Here is a 26,131-nt window from a genome sequence, read left to right as displayed (position 1 = left end):
TCGTGGGGTCGGAAATGTGTATAAGAAACAGCTCCCTGCCCATCGTCCCGGTGCGTGCCAGGGGCCTGACCATCGAGGGCGCGGACGGGCGGCGCTACCTCGACTGCCTCTCCGGCGCAGGCACCCTCGCCCTCGGCCACAACCACCCCGTCGTGCTCGAAGCCATCCGCGGGGTCCTCGACTCCGGGGCCCCGCTGCACGTCCTGGACCTCGCGACACCGGTCAAGGACGCCTTCACCACGGAGCTGTTCGCCAACCTGCCGGCGGAGCTCGCCGCCGACGCCCGCATCCAGTTCTGCGGGCCGGCCGGGACGGACGCGGTGGAGGCGGCGCTCACCCTGGTCCGCACCGCCACCGGACGGCCGGGGCTGCTCGCCTTCACCGGGGCCTACCACGGCATGACCGCGGGGGCGTTGGCGGCCTCGGGCGGGGCGCCGGACGTACGGGTGACCCGGCTGCCGTACCCGCAGGACTACCGCTGCCCGTTCGGGGTCGGCGGGGCCGAGGGCGCGGAGATGTCGGCCCGCTGGACGCAGAGCCTGCTGGACGACCCCAAGGGCGGGGTGGCCGCGCCGGCCGGGATGATCGTCGAACCGGTCCAGGGCGAGGGCGGGGTCCACCCCTCCCCGGACGCCTGGCTGCGCAGGATGCGGGAGATCACGGCGGCGCGGGGGATCCCGCTGATCGCCGACGAGGTCCAGACGGGGGTCGGGCGGACCGGAGCGTTCTGGGGCGTCGACCACGCCGGGGTCGTACCCGATGTGATGGTGCTGTCCAAAGCCATCGGCGGCAGCCTGCCGCTCGCGGTCATCGTGTACCGGGCGGAGCTGGACCAGTGGGCCCCCGGAGCCCACGCGGGGACCTTCCGCGGCAACCAGCTGGCCATGGCGGCGGGCACCGCGACGCTCGCCTACGTCCGGCGCAACGGCCTCGCGGACCGTGCGCGGACCCTGGGCGCGCGGATGCTGGCCTCCCTGCGGGGCCTGATCCCGGCCCACCCGTGCGTGGGGGACGTACGGGGCCGCGGGCTGATGATCGGCGTCGAACTGATCGACCCCGACACCGGGGGAGCCGCGCCCGCCCTCGCGGTGGCCGTCCGCCAGGCATGCCTGGACCGCGGCCTGATCGTCGAACTCGGGGGCCGCCACTCCAGCGTCGTCCGCCTCCTCCCTCCGCTGACCCTGACCGACGAACAGTCCGCGGCCGTCCTCGACCGCCTCGCCGACGCCATCCCTGCCGCCGCCACCCGCCGCTAAGGACCCCCGGCGCGAGCACTGACACCGCCCGCCGTCCAGCACCCAGGGACAGGCGACGGGATCACGGACCTCAGCCGACGTGCCCGCTCCCAGTCGACCTGGACCACCCGAAGCCGGCTCCACCGGCGCAGCGGGTCGAAGGCGTGGCCGCAGACGCTGCCCGGCCGGTTGTCCGAGCGACGAAGTCGATCGGGAACGGAGGCGGCCACCCGCACACGCGAGGCCGCCAACGACGAGAAGCGCGTAGCGATCGTTCGCGCCCCCGTCAGGCCCGGTCGGGCACCCGCACCCACACCCACGCCCACACCCGCCCGTCCTACCCCGCGACGGCCTCATACAGCGAGAACACCGCCAGCGCCCCCATCACCCCCGCCGCGATCTTCGTGATCAGGCTCAGCGGCACGTACTTCATCAGCGTCCGCCCGCCCAGGATCCCGATGCCGGCCACGGCCCACAGGGCGAGCACCGCTCCGATGCCGACCGAGACGGGGTCGTCGTACCGCGCGGCGAGGTTCGCGGTCATGATCTGCGTCAGGTCACCGAACTCGGCGACCAGGATCAGCATGAAGCCCGCCCCCGAGACCTTCCAGAAGGACTGGTCGGCAGGCGGCTTGACCTCTTCCTCCCCGTCGCTCTTCTTCAGGAGCAGCATCGCCGCGCCCGCCAGGAACAGCACGCCCACGACGGCCTGCACCAGCCGGTGCGGAAGCAGGGTGAGGACGCTGCCGGCCGCGATGGCGAGGGCCACGTGCACGGCGAAGGCCGCTGCGACACCCACGAAGACGTACGAGGCGCGGTAGCGGGTGCCGAGCATCAGACCCGCCAGGGCCGTCTTGTCGGGGAGCTCGGCGAGGAAGACGACGCCGAAGGCGATCGCCATCACGGTGAAGCTGAACACGGAGCGGAACCTCTATCGGTCGGGCAGGACGCCATCGAGACCGAGAGTGCGAGACCAAGACCGGATGTGGATCAGGGGTCGCTTCGGCTCGGCGGCGCCCTGAGCTAGTACACGTACACGGCACGACTGAATGCACGTACGCACAGGACACTGCGGCCGAAGGTCTCGCTGGCCGACCCCGCACACGAACGCGCGGCCTGCCTCCGGGCGCCGGCTGGTGTGACCCAGCAGTATGTCGACGTTCCGGCGAAGAGCTACTCCCCTTCTGCTCCTCCAGCGTACGCGACGCCCGCCACCTCCCAAAAGAGGACTTTGGGCCCACTCTGCACCGCACGCACCCCCACCCCAACTCCCCTCACATCCGGCCGCGTTACAGTCCTCGTCATGACATGCCCATGTCCCCACACTGTCATCTGACGCCCACCTCGCGCCCACCTGCCGCCCAGCCCCAGGAAACCCAGACCGGCATACGAGATGTCTGCCTGGCTCGTGGGCTCGGAGATGTGTGTAAGGAACAGGATCCGTGCGGCCTGGGCGAGATCGATGTCCTCGGGATCGGCCAGCCAGCGCCGCGCGGTCTCGACCACGGGCCCGATCACCAGCATCTCGATCAGGAACCCGGGCAGGGGCGCGACCTCCCCTGCTTCGATCCGCGGCTGCAACCAGCGGGCGATGGCTTCGGCCATGGGAGCCTTGGCCGCGCTGATCTGGTCGGCGTGGGCGGTGAGGTGGCCGGAGCAGGCGGAGGCGTGGATGAACAGCGCGGCGTCCGGTCGCTCCTGGGTGAAGCGCAGGTAGGCCGTGACGAGTGCGCGCACCCCGGTGCGGGGGGTACGGCTGCGGGTCAGGGCGGTGGCCACCTGGTCGCACAGCTGCTGCATGCAGCGGGTGTACAGCGCGGCGGCGAGGCCGTCGAAGCTGCCGAAGTGGTGGTAGAGGCTGCCCAGGCTGACGCCACTGGCCGCGGTGACCGCGCTCACGGTGAATCCCTGCTGGCCGGATGTGCTGTACACGTGCAGGGCGGAGGTCAGGAGGCGGTCGACGGTGGCCTCCCCGCGCTGCTGCTTAGGAGCCATGGCTTGATTTCGTTGGCGTCATGCCGGACAGCCTAGTGTAATCAAAAGTAGAACTATCTTCTAGAAAAGTACTCCACAACTGAATAGGGTGGGGCCCCGATCGCGGCCCGACCGCCGCACGGGGGACAAGTGGTTCCCAGAGTGCTGGAGGACGTCATGAGTGACCGTCTGGTGCGCACAGTCGAGGTACCCGTGGGCGAGGGCGGCGACACGTTCGTCCGGGTGCAGATCCACGAGGTGGACGAGAGCCTCGTCCGGGTGGGACGGGGCGACCGCCCCATAGCGAGGGCCCGGCAGTCGCTCGACGCGATGCTGGACACGGTGCGGCCCGTGGCGGACAGCTTCGTGGGCAGGTTCCGGGAGCTGGCCCACGCGCCGGACGAGATAACCCTCGAGTTCGGGGTGTCGCTGTCCGCGGAGGCGGGCGTCGTCATCGCCAGCACGGCGACGGTGGCCAATTTCTCGGTCACTTTGACGTGGAACCGCAGCGACGCGCGTGGGCCGGCCGAGGGCGGTGCGGCCGAGGGTGCTGCGGCCGAAGGCAGCGCGGCCGAGAGCAGTCCGGCTGAGGGCAGCGCGTAGGCCCACCAGGTCCACCCATCCCAACGAGCTCGGCAATCCCATCAAGCTCGGCAAGGTCAAGGCGACGGGGGAGAGCAGCATGGCGGGGGAAGTCCGAAAAACGGGAGCCCGGAGTCCTGACGCGGCATTGGCGGGGGTGGCCGTCCGGGTCAGGGGGGAGGGGGTAGGCCGGGCCGAGCTCACCGCACCAGCCACCGGGATGCCCCCGAATCCCGCCATTCTCACGGCGGTTGCCCTGCCGAAATCCCCCCGATAACGCCGGCCTATCGGGGGGATTTCGGCAGGGCAACCGCCGTGAGAATGGCGGGATTCGGGGGCATCCCGGTGGCTGGTGCGGTGAGCTCGGCCCGGCCTACCCTCGGGGCATGGAGCTTGAGGTCAGGCACCTGCGCGCCCTGTGCGCCATCGCCGACGCCGGCAGCCTGCACAAGGCCGCCCGGCAACTCGGCGTGAGCCAGCCCTCGCTGACGACCCAGTTGCGCCGCATCGAACGCGCCCTGGACGGCGAGCTGTTCCTGCGCGAGCGCACCGGCTGCCGGCCGACCCCCTTCGGGCGCACCGTACTCGGCCGGGCGCGGCCGCTCCTCGACGGGATGGCCGCCCTCGTCGCCGAGGCGCGGGCGCTGTCCCACGGGCCCCGGCTGCGGATCGGCTCGACGGCCAGCCGCGCCCTGCCCGGCTGGCTGCGCCGCCTGCACCGGCGGATGCCGGACACGGAGACGGACCTGGTGGTGGACGTATCGGCCAACGCGCTGCTGCGGATGACGGCTTCGGGCCAGCTCGACGTGGCGTTCGTGCACGAGGTGGAGGGCAGCCCGCTGCGGGTGCCGGCCGGGCTGGAGCTACGGGTGCTGATGGAGCGGGAGCCGCAGTTCGTGTCCATGGCCCGGGACCATCCGGCCGCGGCGCGGTCCGTGGTGGAGCTGCGGGACCTCGCCGCCGACCGCTGGACCGTGGACCCCTCGGTGGACGGCGAGTGGGACGGCCTGCGCAGGGTCTTCGCGTGCGCCGGGCTCGACCCGCCCCTCCTGCACGCCGATTACCACACCGCCACCTCGCTGATCGTCTCCGGCGAGGCGGTCGCCCCCTGCCAGCCCACCTCCGGGCCGCGCGAGGACATGGCGATCCGCCCGCTCTCGGGCGACCCGCTGGCCGTGCGCCTCCTCCTCGCGACCCGGCCGGGCGCCCACGCGGAGGCTGCCGCCGGGGTGTACGACGACCTCCGCGCGGCCTACCGCGAAGCCGCGCTGCGCACCCCGCCGTACCGGGCCTGGCTGCACCGGCACGCGAGCCCGCTGCTGGCGGCGTAGGGCCGGGTGGTCAACCGCGGCCGGGGGCCGGCCGCGGCCGGGGGCGCGAGCGCGGCGTGAGCCTCGTTGAGTGGGCGATCGCGGAGCGCGGCCCGCTCCTCCAGGCCCTCGATGACCGAGCGCACCCACTGGTCGAACTCGTCGGGCACCTGCTCCAGCAGCGCGTCGAGCGGCTTGCCGCCGTAGGCCTCGATGTCGGCGACCGTGCAGTTCAGGCCCTGGGCCAGCTGCTTGGCCGGCACCCCCAGCGCCCCCGGAAACCACAAAGGGCCCCGGGATACCCCCGAGGCCCTCACAAGCCCCTGAGCACCCCTCAGAAGCCCTTCCAGCGGCAGGCCATCACCCCACCGCGTGCAGCGCCCTACGCCGCTTCGACTCCGCGGCCTTCTTCGCCACGGCCTGGGCCGCCCTCTTCTTGCGCTGTTCGGCCAGCTGGTCCTGATACGCCGCCACCGCCCGGTGGTAGCTGGCGACATAGCCCCGCGCGTCCAGCCGCTCGTCCGCGTCCATCTCGTTCACGGCCGCCACCGCGTCCTCGAAGGACGTGTAGCCGGCCAGCATCGGGTTGATCTGGTAGACGCCGTTGCGGATCTTCCGGACCAGCTTCGCCAGCTCCAGGCTCCGCAGCGCGGCGTTCACGCTCGGCCGGCTCAGGTCCAGCATCCCGCCGACCGTCGCCTGGTCGATGAGGATCCGCCCGCCCGGCTCACTGAGCGAACGCAGCTTCAGCAGTACCCGGTAGGCCGCCGGCGGAAGGTCGAGGTCCGAGAGAAGCCCGTCGGCGTTGACCGCAGCGAATCGCAAGGTGCTCACTGAGCCGTCCCTTCTCCCGTGCGCTTCGTCCGGCTCACCCGACGCGCAGCGCGCTCTCTTGCCCGTTCGGCCCGCAGTTCCGCGATGGCCTGCCTCATGTGGTCCAGCGAAGGGAAGCGCACCAGGTCCGGCAGGCTCGTATCGCTACGAATCTGCGAAATGGTGCCGTGCTGCTCCACCTTCACGAACTCACCCGTCATCTCGGTACCCGGGATGAACTCCGCCACCCGGTAACTGTAGGGCGGGTTGAACTGATACACACCCCGCCGCACCTTGAAGACGATCCCATGAGACATCACCGTGTGCAGAGCTTCCGACGTCTTCGTCCGGCTGACATCCAGGATGGTAGCCATCTCCTCCTGCGTGAGCGGAATCCGCCCCCCCGCTCGCTGACAGGCGATGAGCAGCAGGATCAACCTCAGGGGCAGCGCTTCCCGGAAGTACTGGGCGATCACGAGGAAGAACTCGAGGCTGTCCATCGAGAACGCATTCGGCTGGTTCTCGGTCCCGTAGAACTCCAGCGGCTTGCGCTCGCCGTCCAGGGTCAGCTTCCGCGTCGGGTACCGCTTCGCAAGGCTGTCCAGATCCTTGACCGGAGCCAGGGGCTGACTCCACGCGGAGATCGCGTCGTCCACCGGCAGATCGGGACGCGGAGTCCCTACCGGATTGCCCCGGCGGCGCTGTGGCTCTGATGACACGAGGCTGCTCTCCACTCCGTTGATCTGCGGAGATCAGTATGTCAACAAGGGTGACACAAGTGTCACGCTCGTTGACGTTCGGCGTGTCTTGTGTCCCCTCACAGGTGACATATCTCAGCCATACCCCTTCGGGGCCACGCCGTCGCGGATCCGTGGTTCGGGGCGGCCCGGACGGCGACGTGGCCCCTGGGTGACGGGGGGGCGCTCCGCGAGTGGAGCGGAGGGCCGATCGTTTGGAGGGGCCCCAGGTCAGAGGGGGTGGGGCCCGGCTTTTATGCTCGCGGGATGAAGACGAGAACAGCTCTGACGGTGGGCGCGGCCCTGGTTTTGGCGTTGGCCACCGCCTGTTCGGGGGACACGGACGGCGCCCGCGACACGTCGGCGGCCGCCTCCGCGCCTGAGTCCGCCTCCGCCTCCGCTTCCCCCTCCGCCTCGGCGACCGCGGCGCCGGAAGCTCCGGTCGCGGGCCGGGACCTCGCCGAGCTGGACGCGTCCATGGTTCAGGGGGCCTGGTGGAGCTGGGCGTCCGCGCCGCGCGCGGGCAATCCCGTCCTCGACCCGGACGGCCGTTTCTGCGGCGGCCCCCGCCAGCCCTCCGGCATGACCCTCCTCGCCGGCACCACCGGCGGCGCGGTCCACCGGACGTGCACCGTCCGTGCCGGGTACCCGCTCGTGTTCCCGCTGGTCAACCGGATGGGGCAGACAGAGGCGGACTGCACGCAGTTCATGGCGGAGGCCGAGGGCAGCGCGACGCTCGACGGCAAGGAGGTCGCCCACCAGCGGTACGAGGCGACCGATTTCCACTTCCTCGCGAGCGAGGACAATCCGTTCACCGGCGACGCCGGCCGGTACGAGGCCAAGGGCTGCGGCCTGTGGGTCCTCCTCCCGCCGCTTGCCGAAGGCCCCCACACCCTCACCATCCGCGGTGAATCAGGCGACTTCACCACGGCCGCCGACTACGACCTGCGCACCGGCTGAGACCAGCCGGTGCGCAGCCCCCGGCCCGGCGGCCGCCCCCGGATCGGGCGTCGCGGGATCAGGCGTGCAGTGCCGTCAGCCCGGCCGCCGAACGGGCCTGGGCCTCCAGGGAGTCCAAGGCGCGCACGGCCTCCGCGGCCGCCTGCGGGTCGGTCGCGGCCAGGCCGCTTTCCGCGAACTCGTCCTCGTCGAGGCGCAGTACGGACGTACCGTCGGCCGACACCCACAGGTCCAGGTCCAGGTCCTCGATCAGGATCCTGCCGTCCTCGACCACCGCCGGGCGCGTGACGTCGCAGTACCAGCCCTTGAGGACGCCCTCGCCGGTCCGCACCTCCTTCACCGCGTACCAGCGGTCGCGCCAGAAGTGCTCGGTGAACACGTCGCCCGGCTCGAAGCGCACGAACCCGAAGTCCCGTACGCCCTCGGCCGCCCAGGGGGCCCGTACGGTGATCCGCGTACCCGTGTCGGCGACCAGCTCCGCCGGGTAGCTGATCTTGGTGCGGCCCGCCTTGGTGAGGGTGACGGTCAGGGTGGGGGCGGGAGCGGGGTCCGCGACGACGGCCCGGGCATCCCGGCGGGCCGGCTCGACCAGGCCGAGGGCGAGGGCCGGATGGGCGTGGCCCTGTCCATCCGGGGCCGGCTGCGGGACCTCGGCGGCAGCGCCGAGCCGGTGTCCGTCCCCGGACAGGGCACCGAAGTGGAACCGAAAGTACCGAGGGGGAGCACCCAGTGATCCAGCACAGCGACACCGGCCGGGGCGGCGACCACGCCTGCCTTAAGGTACTGGTCGTCGCCCACCACCCGATGGTGTGGGACGCTGTCCGCCCCTGACCGGCCCCCGCCGGCGCTCCACGCCGCGCAGACCGGTCCGGTACGGGGCCCGGCGGCGGGAAGGCCGCTCCCCCGGGTCCGCTGGGCCCGAGGACGCGGCTCCCCGGAAGCCCGGAAGCCCGGCCGGACGGAAGCGGCGGCAGCCACCGCGCCCAGCGCGCCCGCCCGCCCACCGACCAAGGCAGCACCGGCGGCCCGTACGCGACCGTCCCGTACGCGACCATCTCGCCACCGAGAGCGCACTCAGCCGCCGGCCCGCTCCCCCAACAGCACCACCCGGTCCGCCTCGACGGTGAACCCGAGCACCGGATGCGCCTGGTCCCAGTCGCCCTCGGGGAACATCGTGACCACCTTCCCCAGCCGGCGGCCGATCGCGCGGAGGAACCCGCACAGCACGTCGAGCCGCTCCTGGCCCTGCAACCCGAAGCCGCAACGGCCGCCGAACACCCCGGACACGCAAAGAGCCCCCGGCCGCCGGAGCGCAGCGCAATCCCACCGACAACGGCATAGCCCAGGGCGACCGGTTACGGGCGGTCAGCATGCCAATCCGCTGATCACTCTTCGTAGTGGACTGCCTCGCAGGACAGAACCCCGAGCAGGCGACGGGAGTTTCGATCTGCGACACGCTCCGCCAGAAGGGGACACCCACGGGCAAGCCGTTCACCGCCTGGATCACTGCCGCGCTCGCCACCGCCACCGCGCTGGCGCTCTTACCACCCGCCGAGGCGCATGCCGGCGCCATCGGCTCCACCCCCGTCACCGGGTTCGACTACCAAGTCGGCGGCGTCACCATGAAGGTGCCGACGGGCTGCATGTTCACCCACATCGTCCGCGGCGACGGCAGGAGGATCACCTACCAGAACGCCGGCGTCGACTGCGGCTTCGTCGGAGCCCTCAACGCGGGCTTCTGCAACTGGCGCATCGACTTCACCTACGCGGACACCGACAACAAGACCTACCGCACCGCCCGCGGGCAGACCCACACCGAGTGCGAGATCCACCCGATGCGCGACAACGCGCCCCAGACGCTCCCCCGCTACGGCAAAGCATGCGCACACCTCAACGTCAACGGCGTGCGCCGGGTCAGCCAGTGCCACCACATCACGAAGTGAGCCGCACATGACCCCCTGGCACACGTCCAGTCGCAGCCCCCGGCCGCGGCCCAGCCCCCGGCCCCGGTGGCCGCGGCCGGGGGCTGCGACTGGACGGCGGCGGGGGCCATCGGCGCGGGCTCGGGTGCGAGTGCGGGCGCGGGTGCGGGCTGCGCCGGAGCCCGTACGACCGCGGGGGCCATGGCGTGCGCCTCCGGGCCGGGTACGTAGCCCATGGCGGGGGCCGGGGCCGCGGCGAGGGAGGCCGCGGCCGCGGCCGCCGCCCCGCCGCGCTCCAGTCGGTCGAGCCGCGCCTGCACGGACCGCTCGTCGTCGAAGGCGGCGGGCAGCAGCACGCGGGCGCAGATCAGCTCCAGCTGCAGCCGGGGCGAGGTCGCGCCGCGCATCTCGGTGAGCCCGGTGTTGACCAGATCGGCGGCGCGGGACAGCTCGGCGGCCCCGAAGACGGAGGCCTGGTCCTGCATCCGCTGCACGACATCGGCCGGGGCGTCGATGAGCCCCTTCTCCCCGGCGTCCGGCACGGCGGCCAGGATCACCAGGTCGCGCAACCGCTCCAGCAGGTCGGCGACGAAGCGGCGCGGGTCGTTGCCGCCCTCCACCACCCGGTCGACGATCTCGAAGGCGGCGGCCCCGTCCCCGGCGGCGAAGGCGTCCACGACGGCGTCCAGCAGGGTGCCGTCCGTGTACCCGAGGAGCGAGGTGGCCATGGCGTACGTCACACCCTGGTCGGCGGCGCCGGCCAGCAGCTGGTCCATGACCGACATCGAGTCGCGGACGGATCCGGCGCCGGCGCGCACGACGAGCGGCAGCACCCCGTCCTCGACGTGGGCGCCCTCGCGGCCGCAGACCTCGCCGAGGTAGGTGCGCAGGGTGCCGGGGGGCACGAGCCGGAACGGATAGTGGTGCGTCCTGGACCGGATGGTGCCGATGACCTTCTCGGGCTCGGTCGTGGCGAAGATGAACTTGAGGTGCTCCGGGGGCTCTTCGACCACCTTCAGCAGGGCGTTGAAGCCCGCCGGGGTGACCATGTGCGCCTCATCGATGATGTAGATCTTGTAGCGGCTGGAGGCGGGCCCGAAGAAGGCCTTCTCGCGCAGGTCGCGGGCGTCGTCGACACCACCGTGCGAGGCCGCGTCGATCTCGATGACGTCGATGGAACCCGGCCCGTTGCGCGCGAGGTCCTTGCAGGACTGGCACTCCCCGCAGGGGGTCGGCGTGGGGCCCTGCTCACAGTTCAGGCAGCGGGCGAGGATGCGCGCGCTGGTGGTCTTGCCGCAGCCCCGCGGCCCACTGAACAGGTACGCGTGATTGACCCGGTTGTTGCGCAGGGCCTGCATCAGCGGGGCAGTGACATGCTCCTGTCCGATGACCTCGGCGAACGACTCGGGGCGGTAGCGGCGGTACAGCGCAAGGGACGACACGTCTACGAGGTTATCCGGGCCCACCGACGCAGGGAGAAGAGGGCGTCATCGGTCATGAGCGGGTGGACCTTCGTAGGGGCAACGCCAGACGGGACTCTCCGCCACCGGGGCGGGTTCGGTCAGCGGGCTCGCCCCGGTGCGGACGCAGTGGGTGCGTGGGGGACGGATAGAGCCGTCGGCCCCGCGGCGGCGGTAGGAAGCGCGAGGACGCTGACGGTGGCGGTCACTCCGTCGGAGGTGAGGCGGATGCGGTCCTGGGGCGGGCCGCCGTCGAAGGCCGGTGGCGCAGTGGCGGGGTCGCGTGTGATGAGGCCTTTGACCTCCAGAGAGCGCAGGGTGCCGATGCGGACGACGCCGGTGCGACTGTGTACGTACTCCCGTGCCTGACTCTGGGTGACCACGACCTGGCCGAGGGCGGTTGCGTGGAGCGCGGCGAGTTCGGCGGCGTTAAGGCCGGCGGTGGCCGATTGGGCGGTCGGGTGCCGGCGTTGCGTCTCGCGGGCGATACCGGTGGCGGAGGCGAGCGCGGCTTCCGGCGCGAGCGCGGTCAGCTCCCGCGCCAGCTGCATCTGCCGGTTCACGGAGTCGGGCAGGCTGGTGCCGTCAGGGTCTGCGAGGGCGGCACCGGTGACTGCTGCCTGGGCTTCGCTCAGATGGTGGGCTGCTCCACCGCTGAGATAGGCGAGCTGTTTGATGCGGACGGTGGCCTCGACCATTGCGGCGTTCAGGTAGGGCCACTGGTCGTGGACGGCTTGGATAGACGCCAGGGCTGCACGCGTCAGGCGCGCAACCGAGGCGGAGTGGGCGCCCAAGGCGGGGCCGGATGCGGCAGTGGGCCGGAAGAGGCTGAGCGCGTCGTTGAACCGGGTGTAGTCGGCGGCCAGATCGAGAAGTTGCTCGGACGGGGGGCGCGAGGCGGGTACGTCGAACAGGAGGACATCGGTGGGTGAGCTCATGGGCAAGGAGGGCCTTCGGTCTGTGGCTGGGACTGCCGGGTCAGTGCCGTGTCGGCCCTGACGTTGCGGAGGGGCTGGGCGGCAGACGGACGGCCTGGACCGGGGTGGAGGGCCTTCTGGTCTTGAGGGACGGTGCCAACTCGCGCAGCTCAGCGGTCATGTGCTGGGCACCGTCTTCCACCATGGCGAGGCGGATGGCCACGTGATCCGGCAGCTTGTGGCTGTGGGTGTACCGGGCCCGCTGGATGAGTGCGACGGCGGCATCCATCTGCGCCGCGACCTGTACGAGGACGAGGTCCTGGTCGTCGTCGATCCCCGTGGCCTGGAGCAGCTCGTCCAGAGCGCTCGGCAGCGCGGGACGTTCGATCGGCAGGCCGTACAGCTGGGCGTGCAGGGAGTTGGCGAGGGCGAGTACGGAGCCGCCGGTGCTTCGGTATCCGTAGCGGGGTGCGGCGTTGCGCGTCAGATTGAGGTTGTAGGTGACGGCGTGGGGCGGGGGTGGCGACCCGCCGGCCGACCCCCCGCGCACCGGCGGGGCCGGCGGCAGCTCAGGCTGCGCCGACGTCACCGGCGGCTTGGGCTCCGGCGCCGCCGAGGAGGTCTTGGGCGGGGCCGGAGTTTGTGGTTCCGCCGAGCTCCGCGGCGCCGACGGCGACGAGGACTCCGGGGTCGCGGACCGCACCTTCGCCGAGGGCGAGGCGGACTCTGACTCTGACTCGGAGGCGGACGGGGAGGTCGAAGGCGACTCGGAGGCGGACTTCGACGGCGATTCCGAGGGCGATTCAGAGGATGATCGCGTGCCGGACTCGGACGGCGAGACCGACTCCGACGGAGACTCGGAAGCCGACTCGGACGCAGACTCCGACGGAGACTCGGAAGCCGACTCGGACGGGGACTCCGACGGAGACTCAGAGGGCGACTTCGACGGGGACTCGGACGGCGACTCGGACGGCGACTTCGACGGCGACTCCGACGGCGAGACCGACGGGGAATGCGAAGTCGGCGGCGGCGAGGTCACCGGCGGCGGAAACGTGATCGGCGGGGTCGTGATCACCGGCGGCGGGATGGGCTTGTCGTGCCTGCCGCCCCGGTGGTCGCCCCGGTCACGCTCGTACCAGGTGCTGTTGTTGTGGTCGTAGATCACGAACTTGTTCACGATGGTCACGGACGGTGCGATGACCACCACCTGCGCGGGCCGGTACGAGGTCCACGGCTGTCCGAACCGCTTCGGATTGGCCTGCAGCGCCACCGGCTCGCCCAGCGGGTTCCCGCACGCGCAGCGGACCCTCGGCACCCCCCGGTCGTCCACGAGCACGGCCGTCCCGGCCTGGAGCACCGCCTGGTAGCTGGTGGGCCTGCCGTCCCGGTATCCGTGGTTCGTGACCCGGGTGTCCATCCGCAGCTGGACCGGGGTGAGCGAGCGCAGGTACCCCGGCACGGCCGTCGGCTGGATGCCGAGCGCCGAGGCGAACGCGGCGTTCTTGGAGGGCTGCGCCGACAGCACCTGGATCTGCTTCTCGACATCGCAGCTGGCGACGTCCCTCGTGCCCCCGAACAGGGTGGGCGAGGATCCGGAGACGCGGGTGACCGTGGTCCCCGGAGTCGTCCCCGTGGTCCCCCTGGCCGACGGGTCCTTCGACGGCTGCCGGCTCTGCGGCGGGCTCTCGGGCGGCGGGCTCTCCGGCGGCGGCGTGGCCTGCTTGGCCGCCGTGGACTCGGTGAAGGGGTCCGGTCCGGAGGCCGCGGCGGGCTGCAGGAACACCTCGCTGCCCTGCGAGGTGGTGGTGCCGCCCCCGCCGCTCGGCCTGGTCAGCACGACGGCCAGGGTCACGGCGGCCGCGATGGCGACGATCGTGGTGGCGAGCCGGGGTACCGAGCGCCACCAGGGCTTGTGCGGGGGCTCCGGAGGCACGCTCCCGGACCCACCGGAACCGCCGGAGCCCCCGGAACCGGAGCCTCCCGACCGGTACTCACCTGGACTTACCACTGATGGATCGTCGTCAGCGTCAGATGTGTATAAGGGGCAGCGTAGGGGGCGGTGCCGATGCCGAGGGCGAGGTTGCGGGTGTACGTGCGGCCGAGGGCTTCGGCTTCGCCGTCGGAGTCGACTTGGGTGAAGTCGACTTCGAAGAGGTCGCGTTCGGGGTTCCAGCGGACGGCGTCGACCTGGTGGCCGAAATGGAGTCCGGGCAGGCGGCCGGCGACCCAGCGGCAGTAGGCGTCGTATTCGGCGCGCTGGATGTGGAAGCGCTCGGCGAAGTAGAAGGGGAAGAGTCGTTCCTTGTGCTTGAGGTAGCTGAGGAAGGACCAGGGGCTGGCGGGGTCGGCGAGGGTGACGAGGTCGGCGAGGAAGGGGACTTGGAGGGTGGCTCCGTCGATGAGGAGTCCGGGGTGCCAGCGGAAGTCGCGGCGCTGGTCGTAGAAGGCGGTGGCGAGCTCTCCGGCGCCTTGGTGGGGCAGGCCGTGGGCGAGGGCGGCGAGGGAGAGGTTGAAGGGGCCGATGCCGATTCCGACGAGGTCGTGGGGTGCATCGAGCTGGGCGGTCATCGGTGGGTGCTGCCTTCCAGGAGGTTCACGAGGGCGTCCAGGTCCCCTGCCGTGGCGTGGGGGTTGAGGAGGGTGGCTTTGAGCCACAGGCGGCCGTCGGCGGTGGCCCGGCCCAGTACGGCGGTGCCGCCGTGGAGGTGGGTGCGGCGCAGGGCGGCGATCGCGGTGTCGTCGGCGTGGGTGGGCCGGAAGAGGACGGTGCTGATGGTGGGCGCCGTGTGGAGTTCGAAGGCGGGGTGTTCTTCGAGGAGTCGGGCGAGTTGCCCGGCGAGTGCGCAGGTGCGGTCGATGAGGCGGGTGAGGCCGTCGCGGCCGAGGGAGCGCAGGGTTGCCGCGATTTTGAGGGCGTCGGCGCGGCGGGTGGTGCGCAGGGAGCGGCCGAGGAGGTCGGGTAGGCCCGCGTCGGTGTCGTCCTGGGCGTTGAGGTAGTCGGCTTGGTGGGCGAGGGGTTTCAGCCGGGCGGTGTCGGCGACGGTGAGGATTCCGGCGGCGACGGGTTGCCAGCCGAGTTTGTGCAGGTCGAGGGTGATGGAGTGGGCGCGGTGCAGGCCGGTGAGTTTGTGCCGGTGGCGGGGGCTGAAGTGGAGGAGGCCGCCGTAGGCGGCGTCGATGTGGAGGTCGGCGCCGTGCTGTTGGCAGAGGTCGGCGAGGGGGCCGAGGGGGTCGATGAGGCCGGCGTCGGTGGTGCCGGCGGTGGCGGTGACGGTCTTGCTCTCGCCGGTGAGGTCCGCGGCCACCAGGTCCTCCGGAACCAGCTCGGGGCCGGAACGCTCGGCCTGGCCGCGCATGTTGTCCATGAGGTCGGGCCCCATGATGCCGTCCTGGAAGCCGGGGAAGTTCTCGACCTCGGTGGTGTTCATCAGCGCGCCGCCGGCGGTGACGGCACCTTCGAACTAGTGCTGTGACCGGAAAGGTTCACCGGGTCTGATGCTGTGCTGGCAGGATCGCTCCGTGGATCTTTCTGAGGGGCTGGCTGAGTGGACGGATTGGGACGGTGCCGCCTTCGTGGTGGGCCGCTCGCTGGGGATCTTCAGCGAGTCCCAGACGTTCACGCAGGTCAAGGGCGTGTTCTGGACGGATAACCCGTTGGGGAATGCTCTGCATGAGGTGCTTCTGCAACTGGCCGCCGCAGGAGTGCTGGAGCGGCGGGAGGAACCGGACGAGCAGTTCCGGTGGTCCATGCGGTGAGGTCAGGCCGCTTCAGTACGGGTCCGTCCGCCGAAGCGGACGCCTCTCTCGCTGCGGATGCGGGCGCGTTCGCGCCGCTGTGCTGCGAGCACGTCGGGGTGGCGGGCGTTTCGGTTGCGCCAGCGTAAGTAGGCATGCAGGGCCCGGGTCTGGGCGGTGTGGTTGGGGTGGTGTGAGTTGGCGAGGGTGAACTGCCGTAGGGGGCCGAAGTGGGCTTCGATGGGGTTGGCCCAGGATGCGTAGGTCGGGGTGAAGCACAACTCGACCTTGTTCTTCATCGCCCACCGCTTCATCCGCCAGTTCATGTGGGCGGAGAGGTTGTCGAGGATCACGTAGATCGGGGCGCCGTCCGGGCGGGCGGCCCGAATCGATCTCAAGGCAGCCCAGGTGTGGTCGATGCCCTTGCGCCTGCGGTTGATGCCCCAGAGCTGGTCGTCTCCGACGGAGTAGCAGCCGTGGAAGTAGGTGATTCCGTGGGTGCGGCGGTAGGTGGCCGGCAGTCGGTCGGGGCGGTTCTCCTTGGCCCAGCAAGAGCCGGCGGTCGGTCGGATACCGAGCGGGCCGAACTCGTCAAAGGCGAAGGTGCGGTTGGGCCGCTGGTTGATCGCGTACTCGATCCTGGCGAGCTTGGCGTCGAATTCCGGATCCGGGGACTCCTTCCAGGTCTTCGTTCGCTGGAAGGTGACTCCGCGGCGGGCCAGTAAGCACCGCAGTGCCTCCCGTCCGATCCGGACGGGCCGGGTGATGTTGCGTCGCAGGTGATCGGCGAGCTTGCGGATGGACCAGCGGGTGAAGGGCTTGCCCAGCACGGTCGGGCGGGTGGTGGCCGTCTGGACGACGAAGTCCTCGTCGTCACGGTCGAGAAGGCGGGGACGGCCTCCCGCCCAGCGAGGGTCCAGGCATGCGAGCCCGATCTCGTTGAACTTGTGGATCACGTCGCGGACGGTGTCTTCGTCCGCCTGGACCAGCCGGGCTATGACCGGGACCGTGCTGCCGCCGGCCGAGGCCAGCAGCATCATCGCCCGCCGGAACCGCACTGAGCTGGTACTTCCCCGCCGGACGATGTTCTGGAGTTTCTGTCCCTCCTGCTCGGTCAGCCCGCGAACCCGGACCGGTTGCGCCATCCCGCCTCCCCACGCTGATTGGAGAACTCCTTTCCAACCAGCACCACGAGCAACCCGGCGAACCTTCCCGGTCACAGCACTAGGTCGGGGACCGGGTGGGGACCGTGCCTGTGCTCGGGGACCGTGCTCGTCTGGTCCCCACCCGTACGTTCCCCCGAACGGTGGTCCCCGCCGGCGGGGACCACGGTCCCGTTGCGGTCCCCTGCCTCTGCGGTGGGCTGGTCCCCCGCCGTCGTCCCGACGGTCAACGCGCTTTCGGGGGCGCCCTCCGTGGGGAGCGGAGCCCGGTCCCCGGGAGAGGCGACGTGCTGGTGGATCTGGCGCATCAGCACGCCGAAGGCCAGTAGTGCGGCGGTGGGTGGGACGGCGGCGACCACATAGTCCAGCGCGGGGACCGGGTCGGGGCCGGTCCCGCTTACGCCGGCGACGTTGAGCGCGATGGAGCCGACGGATCCGATGGAGGTGAGAGCGACGGCCCACCAGTCGGTGACCTTGCGCAGGCCTGCCCGCAGCATGAGCAGTTCGCCGATGACGATGAAGGCGTCCAAGGTGCCGGGCCAGGCCCACTGCCGCTCGGGTGACTTGGCCAGGCCGTGCTGGCCGGCGACCTCGGCCAGGTGCGCGTAACTCAGCCAGAAGGCGGCGGCGGTGAGCGCGGCGATGACGGCTCCGGCGGCGGCGAGCGTGAACCGCTCGGCGGACTCGGTGCTCTTCGTGGCTCTGGAGCCCGTGCCGGGGGTGCTCATACTGCCTTCCGGAGATTGTTGATCAGGGCCTGGGTCTGCACGTGACGAGCCACCGGCTTCGGCTTCTGCGCCACGACCTTGCCCCGTCTGTCCTTGCGGGGAATGCTTCGGTCCCGCTCGGGACCGTCACCGTCGTGGGCTTGGCCGGAGCGCGGGGGCTGCTGCCCGTCGAGGACGGCCTGCCGGGCGGTCTCGGCCGGATTGGGATCCGAGGCGAGGTTGTCGCGGTCGCGGTTCTCGATGGCGCGGGCCTCCACCCGGAGCAGGTCACGGGCCCACTCGACACCGATTTGAAGGGTGTGGGCGAGGCGGTTCGGGCTCCAGCCCTGGGCGCTCGCGTAGCGGGTGAGGGTCCTGCGCTCCAGTCGGCTCAGCTGGATGTCCCGGCCCTCGATCGCGGCCTTCACCCGGCTGTAGTCCAGCCGGTTCTCGACCTGGTCGTGCCAGGTCAGTCGCTCGGCCTCGGTCAGGCCGCCCCAGATGCCCTCCTTGACCTCGTTGTCCAGGGCGTAGTTGAAGCATTCGCGGCGGACCGGGCACCAGCTGCAGATCTCCTTCGCCTCCGCGATGGCGTAGTCGTCGTTGGGCGTGTGGAAGTACAGCTCGTCTGCGGTGGCGGGGTCGACTCCGTTGCAGGCGGCTCGGGCGTGCCAGCTGATATCGGCGACGCCGTGGAGGTCCGTGGGAGGGACGTTGGTGGTGATGTAGCGCATGGGGATGTGTCTCCGGGTACGCCTCATGGGCCGGCGGGCGGGCAGCGCGGCACACCAGTGCTGAAGCGGTGTGGGTGCGGCTCGGCGGCGAGGCAGGGCAGGGGAGCGGCGGCGGGGCCGCCCCGAAGGGGGAGAGGGGGACGGCCAGGTGAAGACCTTCCTCACCGACAACGGCATCCTCGACATCGAGCAGCGCGGCACCGACCCGGCGAAGGCCTGGGACAACGTCAAGAAGCTGGTCGACGACAAGATCGACCAGTAGCGGAACAGCATGACGGCCCGCCGCCACTCACCGCCTCCCCGCGGATGGCGGCGGGCTGTCGCCTTCCGCACGCCGCACTCATCGACCTGGAAGGACGCCCCCGTGGCCACCCCCGTACGGGCGACGGACAGCAGTTCCCCACCGCCCGACACGCAACTCCCGGGCCCTGACTACGGATCCCGATCCAGCAGGCATCGGCCCTCCGGCCGGAGCGGCCTGCGTAGCACGCTCTACCGCTTCGATCTGAAGGCGATCCCCTACGTCTTCATCGCCCCCTTCTTCCTCACCTTCGCGGCCTTCGGCCTCTTCCCCCTCATCTACACGGGCTGGCTGTCGCTCCACCGCGTCGAACTCGGCGGCAGCGCACAGTGGAAGGGGCTGGAAAACTACAGCTCCCTGGCCACCAGCGAGTTCTTCTGGAACGCCCTCGCCAACACCTTCACCATCGGCGTGATCTCCACCGTCCCCCAGCTGCTGATGGCCCTCGGCCTCGCACACCTGCTCAACTACCGGCTCCGCGGCCGGGGCTTCTTCCGCGTCGCCATCCTCGCCCCGTACGCCACCTCCATCGCGGCGGCGACGCTCGTCTTCGCCCAACTCTTCAACACCGACTACGGCCTGATCAACACGGTGCTGGGCTGGGCGGGCTTCGACCCGGTCGCCTGGGAGTCCTCCAAGTGGCCCGCACAGATCGCGATCTCGGTGATCGTCACCTGGCGCTGGACGGGCTACAACGCCCTCATCTACCTCGCGGCCATGCAGGCCGTACCGCAGGACCTCTACGAGGCCGCCGCCTTGGACGGTGCTTCGCGCTGGCGCCAGTTCCTCAGCGTCACCATCCCCTCCATCCGGCCGACGATCCTCTTCACGGTCATCGTCTCCACCATCGGTGCCACCCAGCTCTTCGGCGAGCCCATGCTCTTCGGCGGCAGCGTCGGCATCAGCGGCGGCAGCGGGAACCAGTTCCAGACCCTGAGCCTGCTCATGTACGAGAAGGGCTGGGTGACCGGCGCACTCGGGCAGGCCTCCGCCATCGCCTGGGTCATGCTCCTGCTCCTCCTACTCGTCGGCGGCATCCAGGCCCTGATCACCCGCTCCCATCACAACCGCGACCTCAGGCGTCGCCGCCGCACCACAGGCGGCGCCGCCGGCCACATGCGCAAGAAGGCGGGGAGCTGAGCTCATGGCCCACGCACTCGACACGACGACCACCACCACCGCCAAGGCGCCGCGCGCCAGCCGCTTCCGCCAGTCGCCGGGCCGTCAGCACCACGCGGGACCGCTGACCTACGTCCTGCTGGGCCTGGCCGCCTTGATTTCCCTTTTCCCGCTGTATTGGAACCTCGTCGCCGCTTCCCACTCGGGCGAGCGCGTGGTCGAGGCCCCCGCCCCGCTCCCTGTCTCTTATACCCGCCCACCCTCCACCAGTCGCTCCTCGACCACCCCCAGCGCGACCACCACGACCTCTCCGCCCTGCGCCTGGTCGTCACCGGCGCCGCCGTGGTCCCGCTCCAGCTCGTCGAACGCCTCCGTGGCGAGCTCCACATCGCCACCGTCCTCACCGCGTACGGGCTCTCCGAGGCCAGCGGCATCGTCACCATGTGCCGGCGCGGAGACCCGGCGGAAACCATCGCCGCCACGTCCGGGCGGGCCATCCCCGGTACGGAGCTGCGCATCGCCGGGGCCGACGGGCAGCCGCTGCCGGCCGGAGAGGCCGGGGAGGTCTGGGTACGCGGCCACAACGTCATGCAGGGCTACTTCGAGGACCCGGCCGAGACCGCCGAGGCCATCACCCCCGAGGGCTGGCTGCGCACCGGTGACGTCGGGGTCCTAGACGCCGCCGGGAACCTGCGCATCACCGACCGGATCAAGGACATGTTCATCGTCGGCGGATTCAACGCCTACCCGGCCGAGATCGAGCAACTCCTCGGCCTGCACCCGGACATCGCAGACGTCGCCGTGGTCGGCATCCCCGACCCGCGGCTGGGCGAGGTGGGCAAGGCGTACGCGGTACGCCGCCCGGGAGCGCTGCTCACCCGCGACGACCTGATCGCCTGGTCGCGCCGGGAGATGGCCAACTACAAGGTGCCGCGCGAGGTGGAGTTCGTCACCGAGCTCCCGCGCAACGCGAGCGGCAAGGTCCTCAAACGCGAACTCCGGGCCCGCTGAGGCGGGGACCGGCCGGACCGGACGGACCGGCCGAACCCGCCGAACCGGCGGGACCGGACGTCGACATGTCCGTGCTGCGCCCGGACGGTCAGCGGTAGGAGCCCTCGACCCGTTCGTTGCCACGACGGCGGGCTTCGACGATCAGGCCCACCTGAGCATCCCGCCCGGCCGCCACGCCGCCCTGCGCGCTCGGAGCCCCTCAACCTGGGGGCGGCCCGCAGCCCTTGCAGGTGCCGGGGGCCGGGCTCCGGAAGGCCTTCTCGCACGTCGGGCAGATGTGGAAGGGGTCCGGCGGTACGAAGACGGGAGCGCGGGGGAGCGGTACCAGCGGCGGCGGCAGCTGGGCCGCGAGGCGATGGGCGATGAGCCCGGCCGGATTGCGGAGGGGGTGCGGCAGGTCGCCCGTCAGGGCGCCGACCAGCGCGTCCACCCCGGCCCCGCGCTCCAGCCAGGCCTCGACCCCGCCCGCGAGGTACCGGATGTCCCGCTCCCCGAGCAACAGCCGCGCGTCGATCCGCCGCAACTCGGCCAGCACCTCACGGGCGAGCCGCCGCCGCCCGGGGTTGTCGGGGTCCGGGGCACGGGAAGGCGGCCGGCGGGTGGCGGGGGTGCGGCGGCCGCGGGGTCAGCGAGCCGGGCCGGGGCCTCCGACGCGGGGTCGGGGCGGGGCGCGGGCGCCGGGTCGGGCTCGGGCTCCGGGTCCGGGCGGGGTTCCGGCTCCGGGTCGGGCTCGGGCTCCGGGTCCGGGCGGGGCTCCGGGTCCGGCTGCGGGGCGGTCGGAGCTGCGGGGGTGGAGGGGTCGAAGGGGCGAGGGGTCAGGCCGCGAGGGCGGCCGTGCGGCCGGCGGCCGGGGCGATCTCGCCGACCGAGCCGGTGGGGATGTCGTAGACCCAGCCGTGCAGGGTGAGCGACCCCCCTGCCAGGGCGCGGGCCACCGAGGGGTGCGTGGCCAGGTTCGCCAGCTGCGCGGCGACGTTGTCCCGGACCAGGGCGGCCACCCCGTCCCCGGATCCGGCGGCCGTGGCGGTGGCCGTGGCCGTACGCGGCTGCGCGGTCCCGGCGTGCCGGAGCCAGCCGGCGACGGCCGGGAGGGCGGTGAGGTCGTGGCCGTCGGCCAAAGCGGTCATGGCACCGCAGGCGGAGTGCCCGCAGACCACGATGTCGTTCACGCCCAGGACGGCGACGGCGTACTCGATGCCGGCCGCGACCCCGTCCGAGCCGGGGGTGTGGGCGGGGACGTGGGCGGGGACGAGGTTGCCCGCGGTGCGGATGACGAACAGCTCGCCCGGCTCGCGCTGGGTGATCAGCTCCGGCACGACGCGGGCGTCTGAGCAGCTGATGAACAGCGTCGTCGGGCGGTGCGTGGTCGCCAGGCGGGCGAAGAGCTCCGCCTTGGCCGGGAACACGTCCTGCTGAAAGCGTGCGACGCCCTCGGTGAGGTCATGCATGTCGCTCCCTTCGGTGGGTGCCGACCTCGTGTGGTCGACGGGTTCCACCCTGCATGAGCTGCATCCATAGCGTCCAAGTCGCAGTTTCCATGATCGTTATTGCTGTCATCTATAGTCGGATCCATGGCACCGGAACTCCGTCACCTGCGCTACCTGCTCGCCGTGGCCGAGCACGCCAGCTTCACCCGCGCCGCCGAGGACCTGCACATCTCGCAGCCCACCCTGTCCCAGCAGATCAAGCAGCTGGAACGGACCGTGGGCGTCCAGCTGCTGGACCGCACGGGCCGCGCCGTGCGGCTCACCGATGCCGGCGCGGTCTACGCCCGGCACGCCCGCCGCGCGCTACGGGACCTGGCCGCCGCCGACCGCGCCGTACTGGACGTCCAGGACCTCTCGACCGGCACCCTGAGGCTCGCGATGACCCCCACCTTCACGGCGTACCTCATCGGCCCGCTGGCCGGGCTCCTCCACGCACGGCATCCCGGAATCACCTTGGAATTCAGGGAACTGACCCAAGATCAGATCGAGAACGCGCTGCTGGACGACGCCCTGGACCTGGGCGTCGCCTTCAGCGGCACCCACCTGTCCGGCATCACCGGCACGGAGCTGTTCACCGAGACCCTCGGCCTCGTCGTGGGCACCCCCCACCCCCAGGCCGGGCGCACCGCGCCGCTCCCGCTGGGCGAGCTGGCCGACCAGCCGCTCGCCCTGCTCAGCGGCGACTTCGCCACGCGCGGCCACATCGACGCCCACCTCGCCGCACACCGGGTGCGGCCCCGCATCGCGGTGGAGGCCAACTCGGTCAACGCCCTGACCGAGATCGTCCAGCGCACCGGGCTCGCCACCGTCCTCCCGGACGCCGTCACCCACGCGCACCCCCACCTCCACCCCCACCGCACCCCGCCCCGGGAGATGGTCACCCGCGTCGGGCTCGTCCCCCAGGAGCCCCGCGACCTCCTCTACGCCGACACCGTCGCCGCCGAGTGCGCCGCCGCCGACCACGACGCCGGGCGGCCGCCCGGCACCTGCCGCGCCCTGGTCAGCGAGCTGCTCCCCGACGTCCCCGACGACACCCACCCGCGCGACCTCTCCGAGGGCCAACGCCTGGCCCTGGCCCTCGCCCTGGTGCTGACCGGCCGCCCGGCCCTGCTCCTCCTCGACGAGCCGACGCGCGGTCTCGACTACGCCGCCAAGGCCCGCCTCGTCGAGATCCTGCGCGCGCTGGCCGCCGACGGCCACGCCATCGTCCTGGCCACCCACGACGTGGAACTCGCCGCCGAGCTCGCCCACCGGGTGGTGATCCTGGCCGGCGGCGAGATCGTCGCGGACGGCCCGACCGCCGAGGTCGTCGTCTCCTCCCCCGCCTTCGCACCGCAGGTCGCCAAGATCCTGGCCCCGGGCCACTGGCTCACGGTCTCCCAGGTCGCCGCGGCCCTCGTCCTCGTCACCCTCATCGGCATCGCCGCCTTCGGCTGGCCCCTCCTCGCCGACCGCCAGTCCGGCTTCGCCCACTCCCAGGACGCCCCCTGGCTCTTCGCCGCCCTGCTGCCCCTGCTCGTCGGGGTGGTCGTCGCGACCATCGCGGACGACGGCATGGACGCCAAGGCCGTCGCCATGCTCGGCGTACTGGCCGCCGTCGGGGCCGCGCTGCGCCCCCTGGGCGCGGGCACGGCCGGTCTCGAGCCGATGTTCTTCCTGATGGTGCTGAGCGGCCGCGTCCTCGGCCCGGGATTCGGCTTCGTCCTCGGCGCGGTCACGATGTTCGCGTCGGCCCTGCTCACGGGCGGGGTGGGGCCGTGGATGCCGTTCCAGATGCTCGCGATGGGCTGGTTCTCGCTCGGCGCGGGCCTGCTGCCGGGGCCGGACCGGATCAGGGGACGGGCCGAGCTGGCGATGCTCGCGCTGTACGGGTTCCTGGGCTCGTTCGCGTACGGCACGGTCATGAACCTGCAGGGCTGGGTGATCCTGCAGGGCATGGGCCAGGGCATCTCCTTCCACCCGGGGGACCCGGTGGCCGCGAACCTGACCCGCTTCCTGGCCTACTGCCTGGCGACGTCGCTGGGCTGGGACCTGGGGCGGGCCGCGCTGACCGTCGTACTGACGCTCACGATCGGCCCGACGCTGCTGAAGGCGTTGCGGCGGGCGACGCGGAAAGCTGCCTTCGACGCGCCCGTTTCCTTCGATCCGGGGGCCGGATCCGACCCCGAACCTTCCCCTGAAAGGGATACGGACGCGCACGGAGCGTGAGATCCGGTCCCCCCGGCGGTGACCCGCCCCACAGGACCCACGTCACATACGAACCGGGATCGTAGTCCCTAAAGGTCCCATATCCACCCCCACACACCAGCCCCGACCTGCACCGATACCCGCCCGGCCGGCGGGGGGCCGTTCCGCCCCGGCTGCGAGGACCACTAGTAAGAGCGGTCGTTGCCAGCGGCCTCGAACGCGGCTCTGCGGGGGGTCCTAGCCCGTGGTCGAGGGGACGATCAGGCCCCGCTCGTCCGCCAGGTCACCGCACAGGGTCAGGGGGCAGACCGAGTCCATGCCGTAGACGGCGGGCGGGGTCCGGGGGTCGAGGCTGCCGACCGGCCGGCCGAGGTGGAGCGCGAGGCGTTCGGTCAGCCAGCCGCGCAGCTCTCCGGCCACCGGCGGGGCTCCGGGGGTGTGTCAGGCGCGCCAGGGGAGCTCGGCGGTCACGGTGGTGCCCTCGCCCACGGGGGAGTCCACGACCAGCACCCCGTCCACCGCGTCCAGCCGCTCGGCCAGCCCGGCCAGTCCCGACCCGGCCAGGGCATCGGCACCGGCTCCGCCCCGGCCGTCGTCGGTGACCTGGATCAGCAGCCGCTCGCCGGACTTCCACACGTCGACGGAGGCCGTACGGGCCCCCGCGTGCTTGCTGATGTTCTGGAGCAGCTCGGAGACGGTGAAGTACGCGATCCCCTCGATCGCCGCCGCCGGACGCGCGGGCAGGTCCACGGCCACCCGTACCGGCACGGCGCACCGGGCGGCCACCGAGGACAGTGCCGCGTCCAGGCCGCGGTCGGTGAGCACCGCCGGGTGGATCCCGCGGGCGAGGTCGCGCAGCTCCTGCAGGGCGATCTTCACCTCGCCGTGCGCCTCGTCGACCATGCGGGCCGCGGCCCGCGGGTCCTCGGTGAGCTTCTCCTTCGCCAGCCCGAGGTCCATGGCCAGGGCCACCAGCCGGGCCTGCGCCCCGTCGTGCAGGTCCCGCTCGATGCGCCGCAGATCGGCGGCGGCGGTGTCGACGACGACCCCGCGGTCGGACTCCAGCTCGCTGACGCGGTGGTCCAGCCGGGACGGGCCGAGCAGCCCGACGACGAGCAGCCGGTCGACGGTGGTCAGGGCCCGGACGACCCAGGGGGTGGCCAGCGTGAAGGCGAGCCCGATCGCGCAGGTCAGGGCGATCGCAAGGGGCGAGTCCAGGTAGAAGGAGTAGTCGGCGTTCTGGAAGAGCTGCAGGCCCGGCTGGTCGGTGTAGGCGGGGAAGACCCAGAACCAGAGGGGGTAGAGCAGCATGGCCCAGCCGTAGGCCCAGAACACCAGGGCCACGCAGAAGCCGAAGACCGCCCACGGGAAGTGGATCACGGAGTACAGCACGTGCCGCCAGGCGCTCCCGCTCTTCAGCAGCGCCCCCATGGCGGCGATCGGCCCGGGCTTCTTCGCCCGGATCGGCGCGGGCTCGGCGATGTCGTGGCCCAGCAGGCCGCGCACCCGGGCCCGCTCGATGCGGCCGAAGCCGCGGCACATGGCGAGCACCCCGGCGAGGACCGGGACTCCGAGGAAGGTGACGAGCAGTCCGGCGCCGAGGCTGACGCCCGCGACGGCGAGCGAGAAGTAGAGCGTGCTGAGCGGCAGCCCGAGCATCAGGTACCCGAACTCCCGCCAGGTCCGCCCCTGCACAGGAGCCCGCAGCACCCTGCCGATCCCACCGCCGCCGTGCTCGCCGCTGCCCATGATTCCGCCCCGCCCTTCGATCCGCTGT

24 protein-coding genes and 7 pseudogenes are annotated in these 26,131 nt (G+C 71.8%); 12 read left to right on the top strand and 19 right to left on the bottom strand.

What is annotated here, in order from left to right; genetic code table 11:
* A partial coding sequence (locus DRB89_RS42220; protein ID WP_112463816.1) for a diaminobutyrate--2-oxoglutarate transaminase family protein occupies positions 1-1,256 on the top strand: 1,256 nt, incomplete at its 5' end.
* A 316-nt stretch (positions 1,257-1,572) separates the two neighbouring features.
* On the opposite strand, the gene DRB89_RS42215 is transcribed toward DRB89_RS42220, so the two are convergent.
* Together DRB89_RS42215 and DRB89_RS42210 are read right to left on the bottom strand one after the other, a co-directional pair.
* Positions 1,573-2,154 carry a TMEM165/GDT1 family protein gene (locus DRB89_RS42215; protein ID WP_112453059.1) on the bottom strand — a complete coding sequence of 194 codons (582 nt, stop codon included), beginning with the start codon at positions 2,152-2,154 and terminating at the stop codon, positions 1,573-1,575.
* 254 nt (positions 2,155-2,408) lie between these two features.
* Complete coding sequence (locus tag DRB89_RS42210) at positions 2,409-3,230, bottom strand: TetR/AcrR family transcriptional regulator (RefSeq protein WP_112463815.1); 822 nt, start codon at positions 3,228-3,230, stop codon at positions 2,409-2,411.
* A gap of 156 nt (positions 3,231-3,386) precedes the next feature.
* Here DRB89_RS42210 and DRB89_RS42205 point away from each other — a divergent pair, with 156 nt between their 5' ends.
* Both DRB89_RS42205 and DRB89_RS42200 read left to right on the top strand, forming a co-directional pair.
* Entirely contained in the window at positions 3,387-3,812 is a 426-nt protein-coding gene (locus DRB89_RS42205; protein ID WP_239516703.1) for a CU044_2847 family protein, read from the top strand.
* Positions 3,813-4,177: 365 nt separating this feature from the next.
* Positions 4,178-5,122, top strand: a complete 945-nt coding sequence (locus DRB89_RS42200) for a LysR family transcriptional regulator (protein WP_112463814.1) — start codon at positions 4,178-4,180, stop codon at positions 5,120-5,122.
* Here the strand turns inward: DRB89_RS42200 and DRB89_RS44035 are convergent.
* The 3 genes from DRB89_RS44035 to DRB89_RS42185 form a co-directional block, all read right to left on the bottom strand.
* Positions 5,044-5,364: a hypothetical protein gene (locus DRB89_RS44035; protein WP_204358187.1), complete on the bottom strand. Its 321-nt coding sequence runs from the start codon at positions 5,362-5,364 to the stop codon at positions 5,044-5,046. The genes DRB89_RS42200 and DRB89_RS44035 overlap by 79 nt on opposite strands.
* A gap of 97 nt (positions 5,365-5,461) precedes the next feature.
* Positions 5,462-5,935, bottom strand: coding sequence for a MarR family transcriptional regulator (locus DRB89_RS42190; RefSeq protein WP_112453053.1), 474 nt, complete (start codon positions 5,933-5,935; stop codon positions 5,462-5,464).
* Positions 5,932-6,570: a hypothetical protein gene (locus DRB89_RS42185; RefSeq protein WP_239516702.1), complete on the bottom strand. Its 639-nt coding sequence runs from the start codon at positions 6,568-6,570 to the stop codon at positions 5,932-5,934. Before DRB89_RS42185 ends, DRB89_RS42190 begins: the two co-directional genes overlap by 4 nt.
* A gap of 348 nt (positions 6,571-6,918) precedes the next feature.
* On the opposite strand from DRB89_RS42185, the gene DRB89_RS45785 reads away from it, so the two are divergent.
* The gene (locus DRB89_RS45785) at positions 6,919-7,611 is read left to right on the top strand and encodes a signal protein (RefSeq protein ID WP_239516700.1); all 693 of its coding nucleotides are present in this window, start codon (positions 6,919-6,921) and stop codon (positions 7,609-7,611) included.
* 58 nt (positions 7,612-7,669) lie between these two features.
* Here the strand turns inward: DRB89_RS45785 and DRB89_RS42170 are convergent, their stop codons facing one another.
* On the bottom strand, positions 7,670-8,140 hold the full coding sequence (locus tag DRB89_RS42170; protein ID WP_112454471.1) for a DUF402 domain-containing protein: 471 nt from the start codon (positions 8,138-8,140) through the stop codon (positions 7,670-7,672).
* Positions 8,141-8,158: 18 nt separating this feature from the next.
* On the opposite strand from DRB89_RS42170, the pseudogene DRB89_RS45780 reads away from it, so the two are divergent.
* Positions 8,159-8,344: pseudogene (locus tag DRB89_RS45780) on the top strand (sensor histidine kinase); the annotation flags it as partial.
* 341 nt (positions 8,345-8,685) lie between these two features.
* Here DRB89_RS45780 and DRB89_RS42160 read toward each other — a convergent pair.
* Positions 8,686-8,898 carry a hypothetical protein gene (locus tag DRB89_RS42160; protein WP_112453066.1) on the bottom strand — a complete coding sequence of 71 codons (213 nt, stop codon included), beginning with the start codon at positions 8,896-8,898 and terminating at the stop codon, positions 8,686-8,688.
* 110 nt (positions 8,899-9,008) lie between these two features.
* Between DRB89_RS42160 and DRB89_RS42155 the strand changes: the two genes are divergently transcribed.
* Positions 9,009-9,554 (top strand): hypothetical protein, encoded by a 546-nt coding sequence (locus DRB89_RS42155; protein WP_343234694.1) that lies wholly within the window; start codon positions 9,009-9,011, stop codon positions 9,552-9,554.
* A 68-nt stretch (positions 9,555-9,622) separates the two neighbouring features.
* Here DRB89_RS42155 and DRB89_RS42150 read toward each other — a convergent pair.
* From DRB89_RS42150 to DRB89_RS42130, 5 genes and pseudogenes are all read right to left on the bottom strand, one after another.
* A pseudogene (locus tag DRB89_RS42150) lies at positions 9,623-10,975 on the bottom strand (DNA polymerase III subunit gamma and tau); the annotation flags it as partial.
* Between the two features lie 119 nt (positions 10,976-11,094).
* Positions 11,095-11,931: a hypothetical protein gene (locus DRB89_RS42145; protein ID WP_112453050.1), complete on the bottom strand. Its 837-nt coding sequence runs from the start codon at positions 11,929-11,931 to the stop codon at positions 11,095-11,097.
* Positions 11,932-11,971: 40 nt separating this feature from the next.
* Positions 11,972-13,843, bottom strand: coding sequence for a DUF6777 domain-containing protein (locus DRB89_RS42140; protein WP_204358186.1), 1,872 nt, complete (start codon positions 13,841-13,843; stop codon positions 11,972-11,974).
* Positions 13,844-13,959: 116 nt separating this feature from the next.
* Positions 13,960-14,478, bottom strand: a pseudogene (locus tag DRB89_RS42135) (SidA/IucD/PvdA family monooxygenase); the annotation flags it as partial.
* Positions 14,475-15,182 (bottom strand): annotated as a pseudogene (locus DRB89_RS42130) (pyridoxal-dependent decarboxylase); the annotation flags it as partial. The pseudogenes DRB89_RS42130 and DRB89_RS42135, both read right to left, overlap by 4 nt.
* A 247-nt stretch (positions 15,183-15,429) precedes the next feature.
* Between DRB89_RS42130 and DRB89_RS42125 the strand changes: the two are divergent.
* Positions 15,430-15,666: a hypothetical protein gene (locus DRB89_RS42125; protein ID WP_162688966.1), complete on the top strand. Its 237-nt coding sequence runs from the start codon at positions 15,430-15,432 to the stop codon at positions 15,664-15,666.
* Between the two features lie 2 nt (positions 15,667-15,668).
* Here DRB89_RS42125 and DRB89_RS42120 read toward each other — a convergent pair whose 3' ends face one another.
* From DRB89_RS42120 to DRB89_RS42110, 3 genes are all read right to left on the bottom strand, one after another.
* On the bottom strand, positions 15,669-16,790 hold the full coding sequence (locus DRB89_RS42120) for an IS630 family transposase (RefSeq protein ID WP_112463812.1): 1,122 nt from the start codon (positions 16,788-16,790) through the stop codon (positions 15,669-15,671).
* Between the two features lie 71 nt (positions 16,791-16,861).
* Entirely contained in the window at positions 16,862-17,536 is a 675-nt protein-coding gene (locus tag DRB89_RS42115; protein ID WP_239516698.1) for a DUF2637 domain-containing protein, read from the bottom strand.
* Entirely contained in the window at positions 17,533-18,249 is a 717-nt protein-coding gene (locus DRB89_RS42110; protein WP_112451415.1) for a WhiB family transcriptional regulator, read from the bottom strand. The genes DRB89_RS42115 and DRB89_RS42110 overlap by 4 nt, the downstream gene beginning before the upstream one ends.
* Positions 18,250-18,613: 364 nt before the next feature.
* On the opposite strand from DRB89_RS42110, the gene DRB89_RS42100 reads away from it, so the two are divergent.
* From DRB89_RS42100 to DRB89_RS42090, 3 genes and pseudogenes are all read left to right on the top strand, one after another.
* Complete coding sequence (locus DRB89_RS42100) at positions 18,614-19,690, top strand: sugar ABC transporter permease (RefSeq protein ID WP_112453042.1); 1,077 nt, start codon at positions 18,614-18,616, stop codon at positions 19,688-19,690.
* A 4-nt stretch (positions 19,691-19,694) separates the two neighbouring features.
* A pseudogene (locus tag DRB89_RS45775) lies at positions 19,695-19,868 on the top strand (carbohydrate ABC transporter permease); the annotation flags it as partial.
* Positions 19,869-19,921: 53 nt separating this feature from the next.
* Positions 19,922-20,680, top strand: a pseudogene (locus DRB89_RS42090) (AMP-binding protein); the annotation flags it as partial.
* A gap of 199 nt (positions 20,681-20,879) precedes the next feature.
* Here the strand turns inward: DRB89_RS42090 and DRB89_RS42085 are convergent.
* Together DRB89_RS42085 and DRB89_RS42075 are read right to left on the bottom strand one after the other, a co-directional pair.
* Positions 20,880-21,215, bottom strand: coding sequence for a hypothetical protein (locus tag DRB89_RS42085; RefSeq protein WP_112463810.1), 336 nt, complete (start codon positions 21,213-21,215; stop codon positions 20,880-20,882).
* Between the two features lie 280 nt (positions 21,216-21,495).
* Positions 21,496-22,128, bottom strand: a complete 633-nt coding sequence (locus DRB89_RS42075; RefSeq protein WP_112453030.1) for a carbonic anhydrase — start codon at positions 22,126-22,128, stop codon at positions 21,496-21,498.
* Between the two features lie 123 nt (positions 22,129-22,251).
* Between DRB89_RS42075 and cynR the strand changes: the two are divergent.
* Both cynR and DRB89_RS45765 read left to right on the top strand, forming a co-directional pair.
* Positions 22,252-23,388, top strand: a pseudogene (gene cynR, locus DRB89_RS45770) (transcriptional regulator CynR); the annotation flags it as partial.
* 126 nt (positions 23,389-23,514) lie between these two features.
* On the top strand, positions 23,515-24,375 hold the full coding sequence (locus DRB89_RS45765; RefSeq protein WP_162689191.1) for an ECF transporter S component: 861 nt from the start codon (positions 23,515-23,517) through the stop codon (positions 24,373-24,375).
* Between the two features lie 216 nt (positions 24,376-24,591).
* Here DRB89_RS45765 and DRB89_RS42065 read toward each other — a convergent pair whose 3' ends face one another.
* Positions 24,592-24,774 carry a hypothetical protein gene (locus DRB89_RS42065; protein WP_112463808.1) on the bottom strand — a complete coding sequence of 61 codons (183 nt, stop codon included), beginning with the start codon at positions 24,772-24,774 and terminating at the stop codon, positions 24,592-24,594.
* A 21-nt stretch (positions 24,775-24,795) separates the two neighbouring features.
* Positions 24,796-26,103 carry a sensor histidine kinase gene (locus DRB89_RS42060; protein WP_112453046.1) on the bottom strand — a complete coding sequence of 436 codons (1,308 nt, stop codon included), beginning with the start codon at positions 26,101-26,103 and terminating at the stop codon, positions 24,796-24,798.
* Positions 26,104-26,131 lie beyond the last annotated feature (28 nt).

The organism is Streptomyces sp. ICC4 (genome assembly GCF_003287915.1).
Taxonomy (GTDB): domain Bacteria; phylum Actinomycetota; class Actinomycetes; order Streptomycetales; family Streptomycetaceae; genus Streptomyces; species Streptomyces tritrimontium.
The sequence above is the reverse complement of the archived record's forward strand: the minus strand, read 5'-3'. Positions and strand labels throughout refer to the sequence as shown.

Bases quoted from the DNA above. Each gene is read 5' to 3' on its own strand.
- DRB89_RS42210 (WP_112463815.1), bottom strand. From the start codon at position 3,230: ATGGCTCCTAAGCAGCAGCGCGGGGAGGCCACCGTCGACCGCCTCCTG.
- DRB89_RS42205 (WP_239516703.1), top strand. From the start codon at position 3,387: ATGAGTGACCGTCTGGTGCGCACAGTCGAGGTACCCGTGGGCGAGGGC.
- DRB89_RS42200 (WP_112463814.1), top strand. From the start codon at position 4,178: ATGGAGCTTGAGGTCAGGCACCTGCGCGCCCTGTGCGCCATCGCCGAC.
- DRB89_RS45785 (WP_239516700.1), top strand. From the start codon at position 6,919: ATGAAGACGAGAACAGCTCTGACGGTGGGCGCGGCCCTGGTTTTGGCG.
- DRB89_RS42145 (WP_112453050.1), bottom strand. From the start codon at position 11,931: ATGAGCTCACCCACCGATGTCCTCCTGTTCGACGTACCCGCCTCGCGC.
- DRB89_RS42120 (WP_112463812.1), bottom strand. From the start codon at position 16,790: ATGGCGCAACCGGTCCGGGTTCGCGGGCTGACCGAGCAGGAGGGACAG.
- DRB89_RS42115 (WP_239516698.1), bottom strand. From the start codon at position 17,536: ATGAGCACCCCCGGCACGGGCTCCAGAGCCACGAAGAGCACCGAGTCC.
- DRB89_RS42110 (WP_112451415.1), bottom strand. From the start codon at position 18,249: ATGCGCTACATCACCACCAACGTCCCTCCCACGGACCTCCACGGCGTC.
- DRB89_RS42075 (WP_112453030.1), bottom strand. From the start codon at position 22,128: ATGCATGACCTCACCGAGGGCGTCGCACGCTTTCAGCAGGACGTGTTC.
- DRB89_RS42060 (WP_112453046.1), bottom strand. From the start codon at position 26,103: ATGGGCAGCGGCGAGCACGGCGGCGGTGGGATCGGCAGGGTGCTGCGG.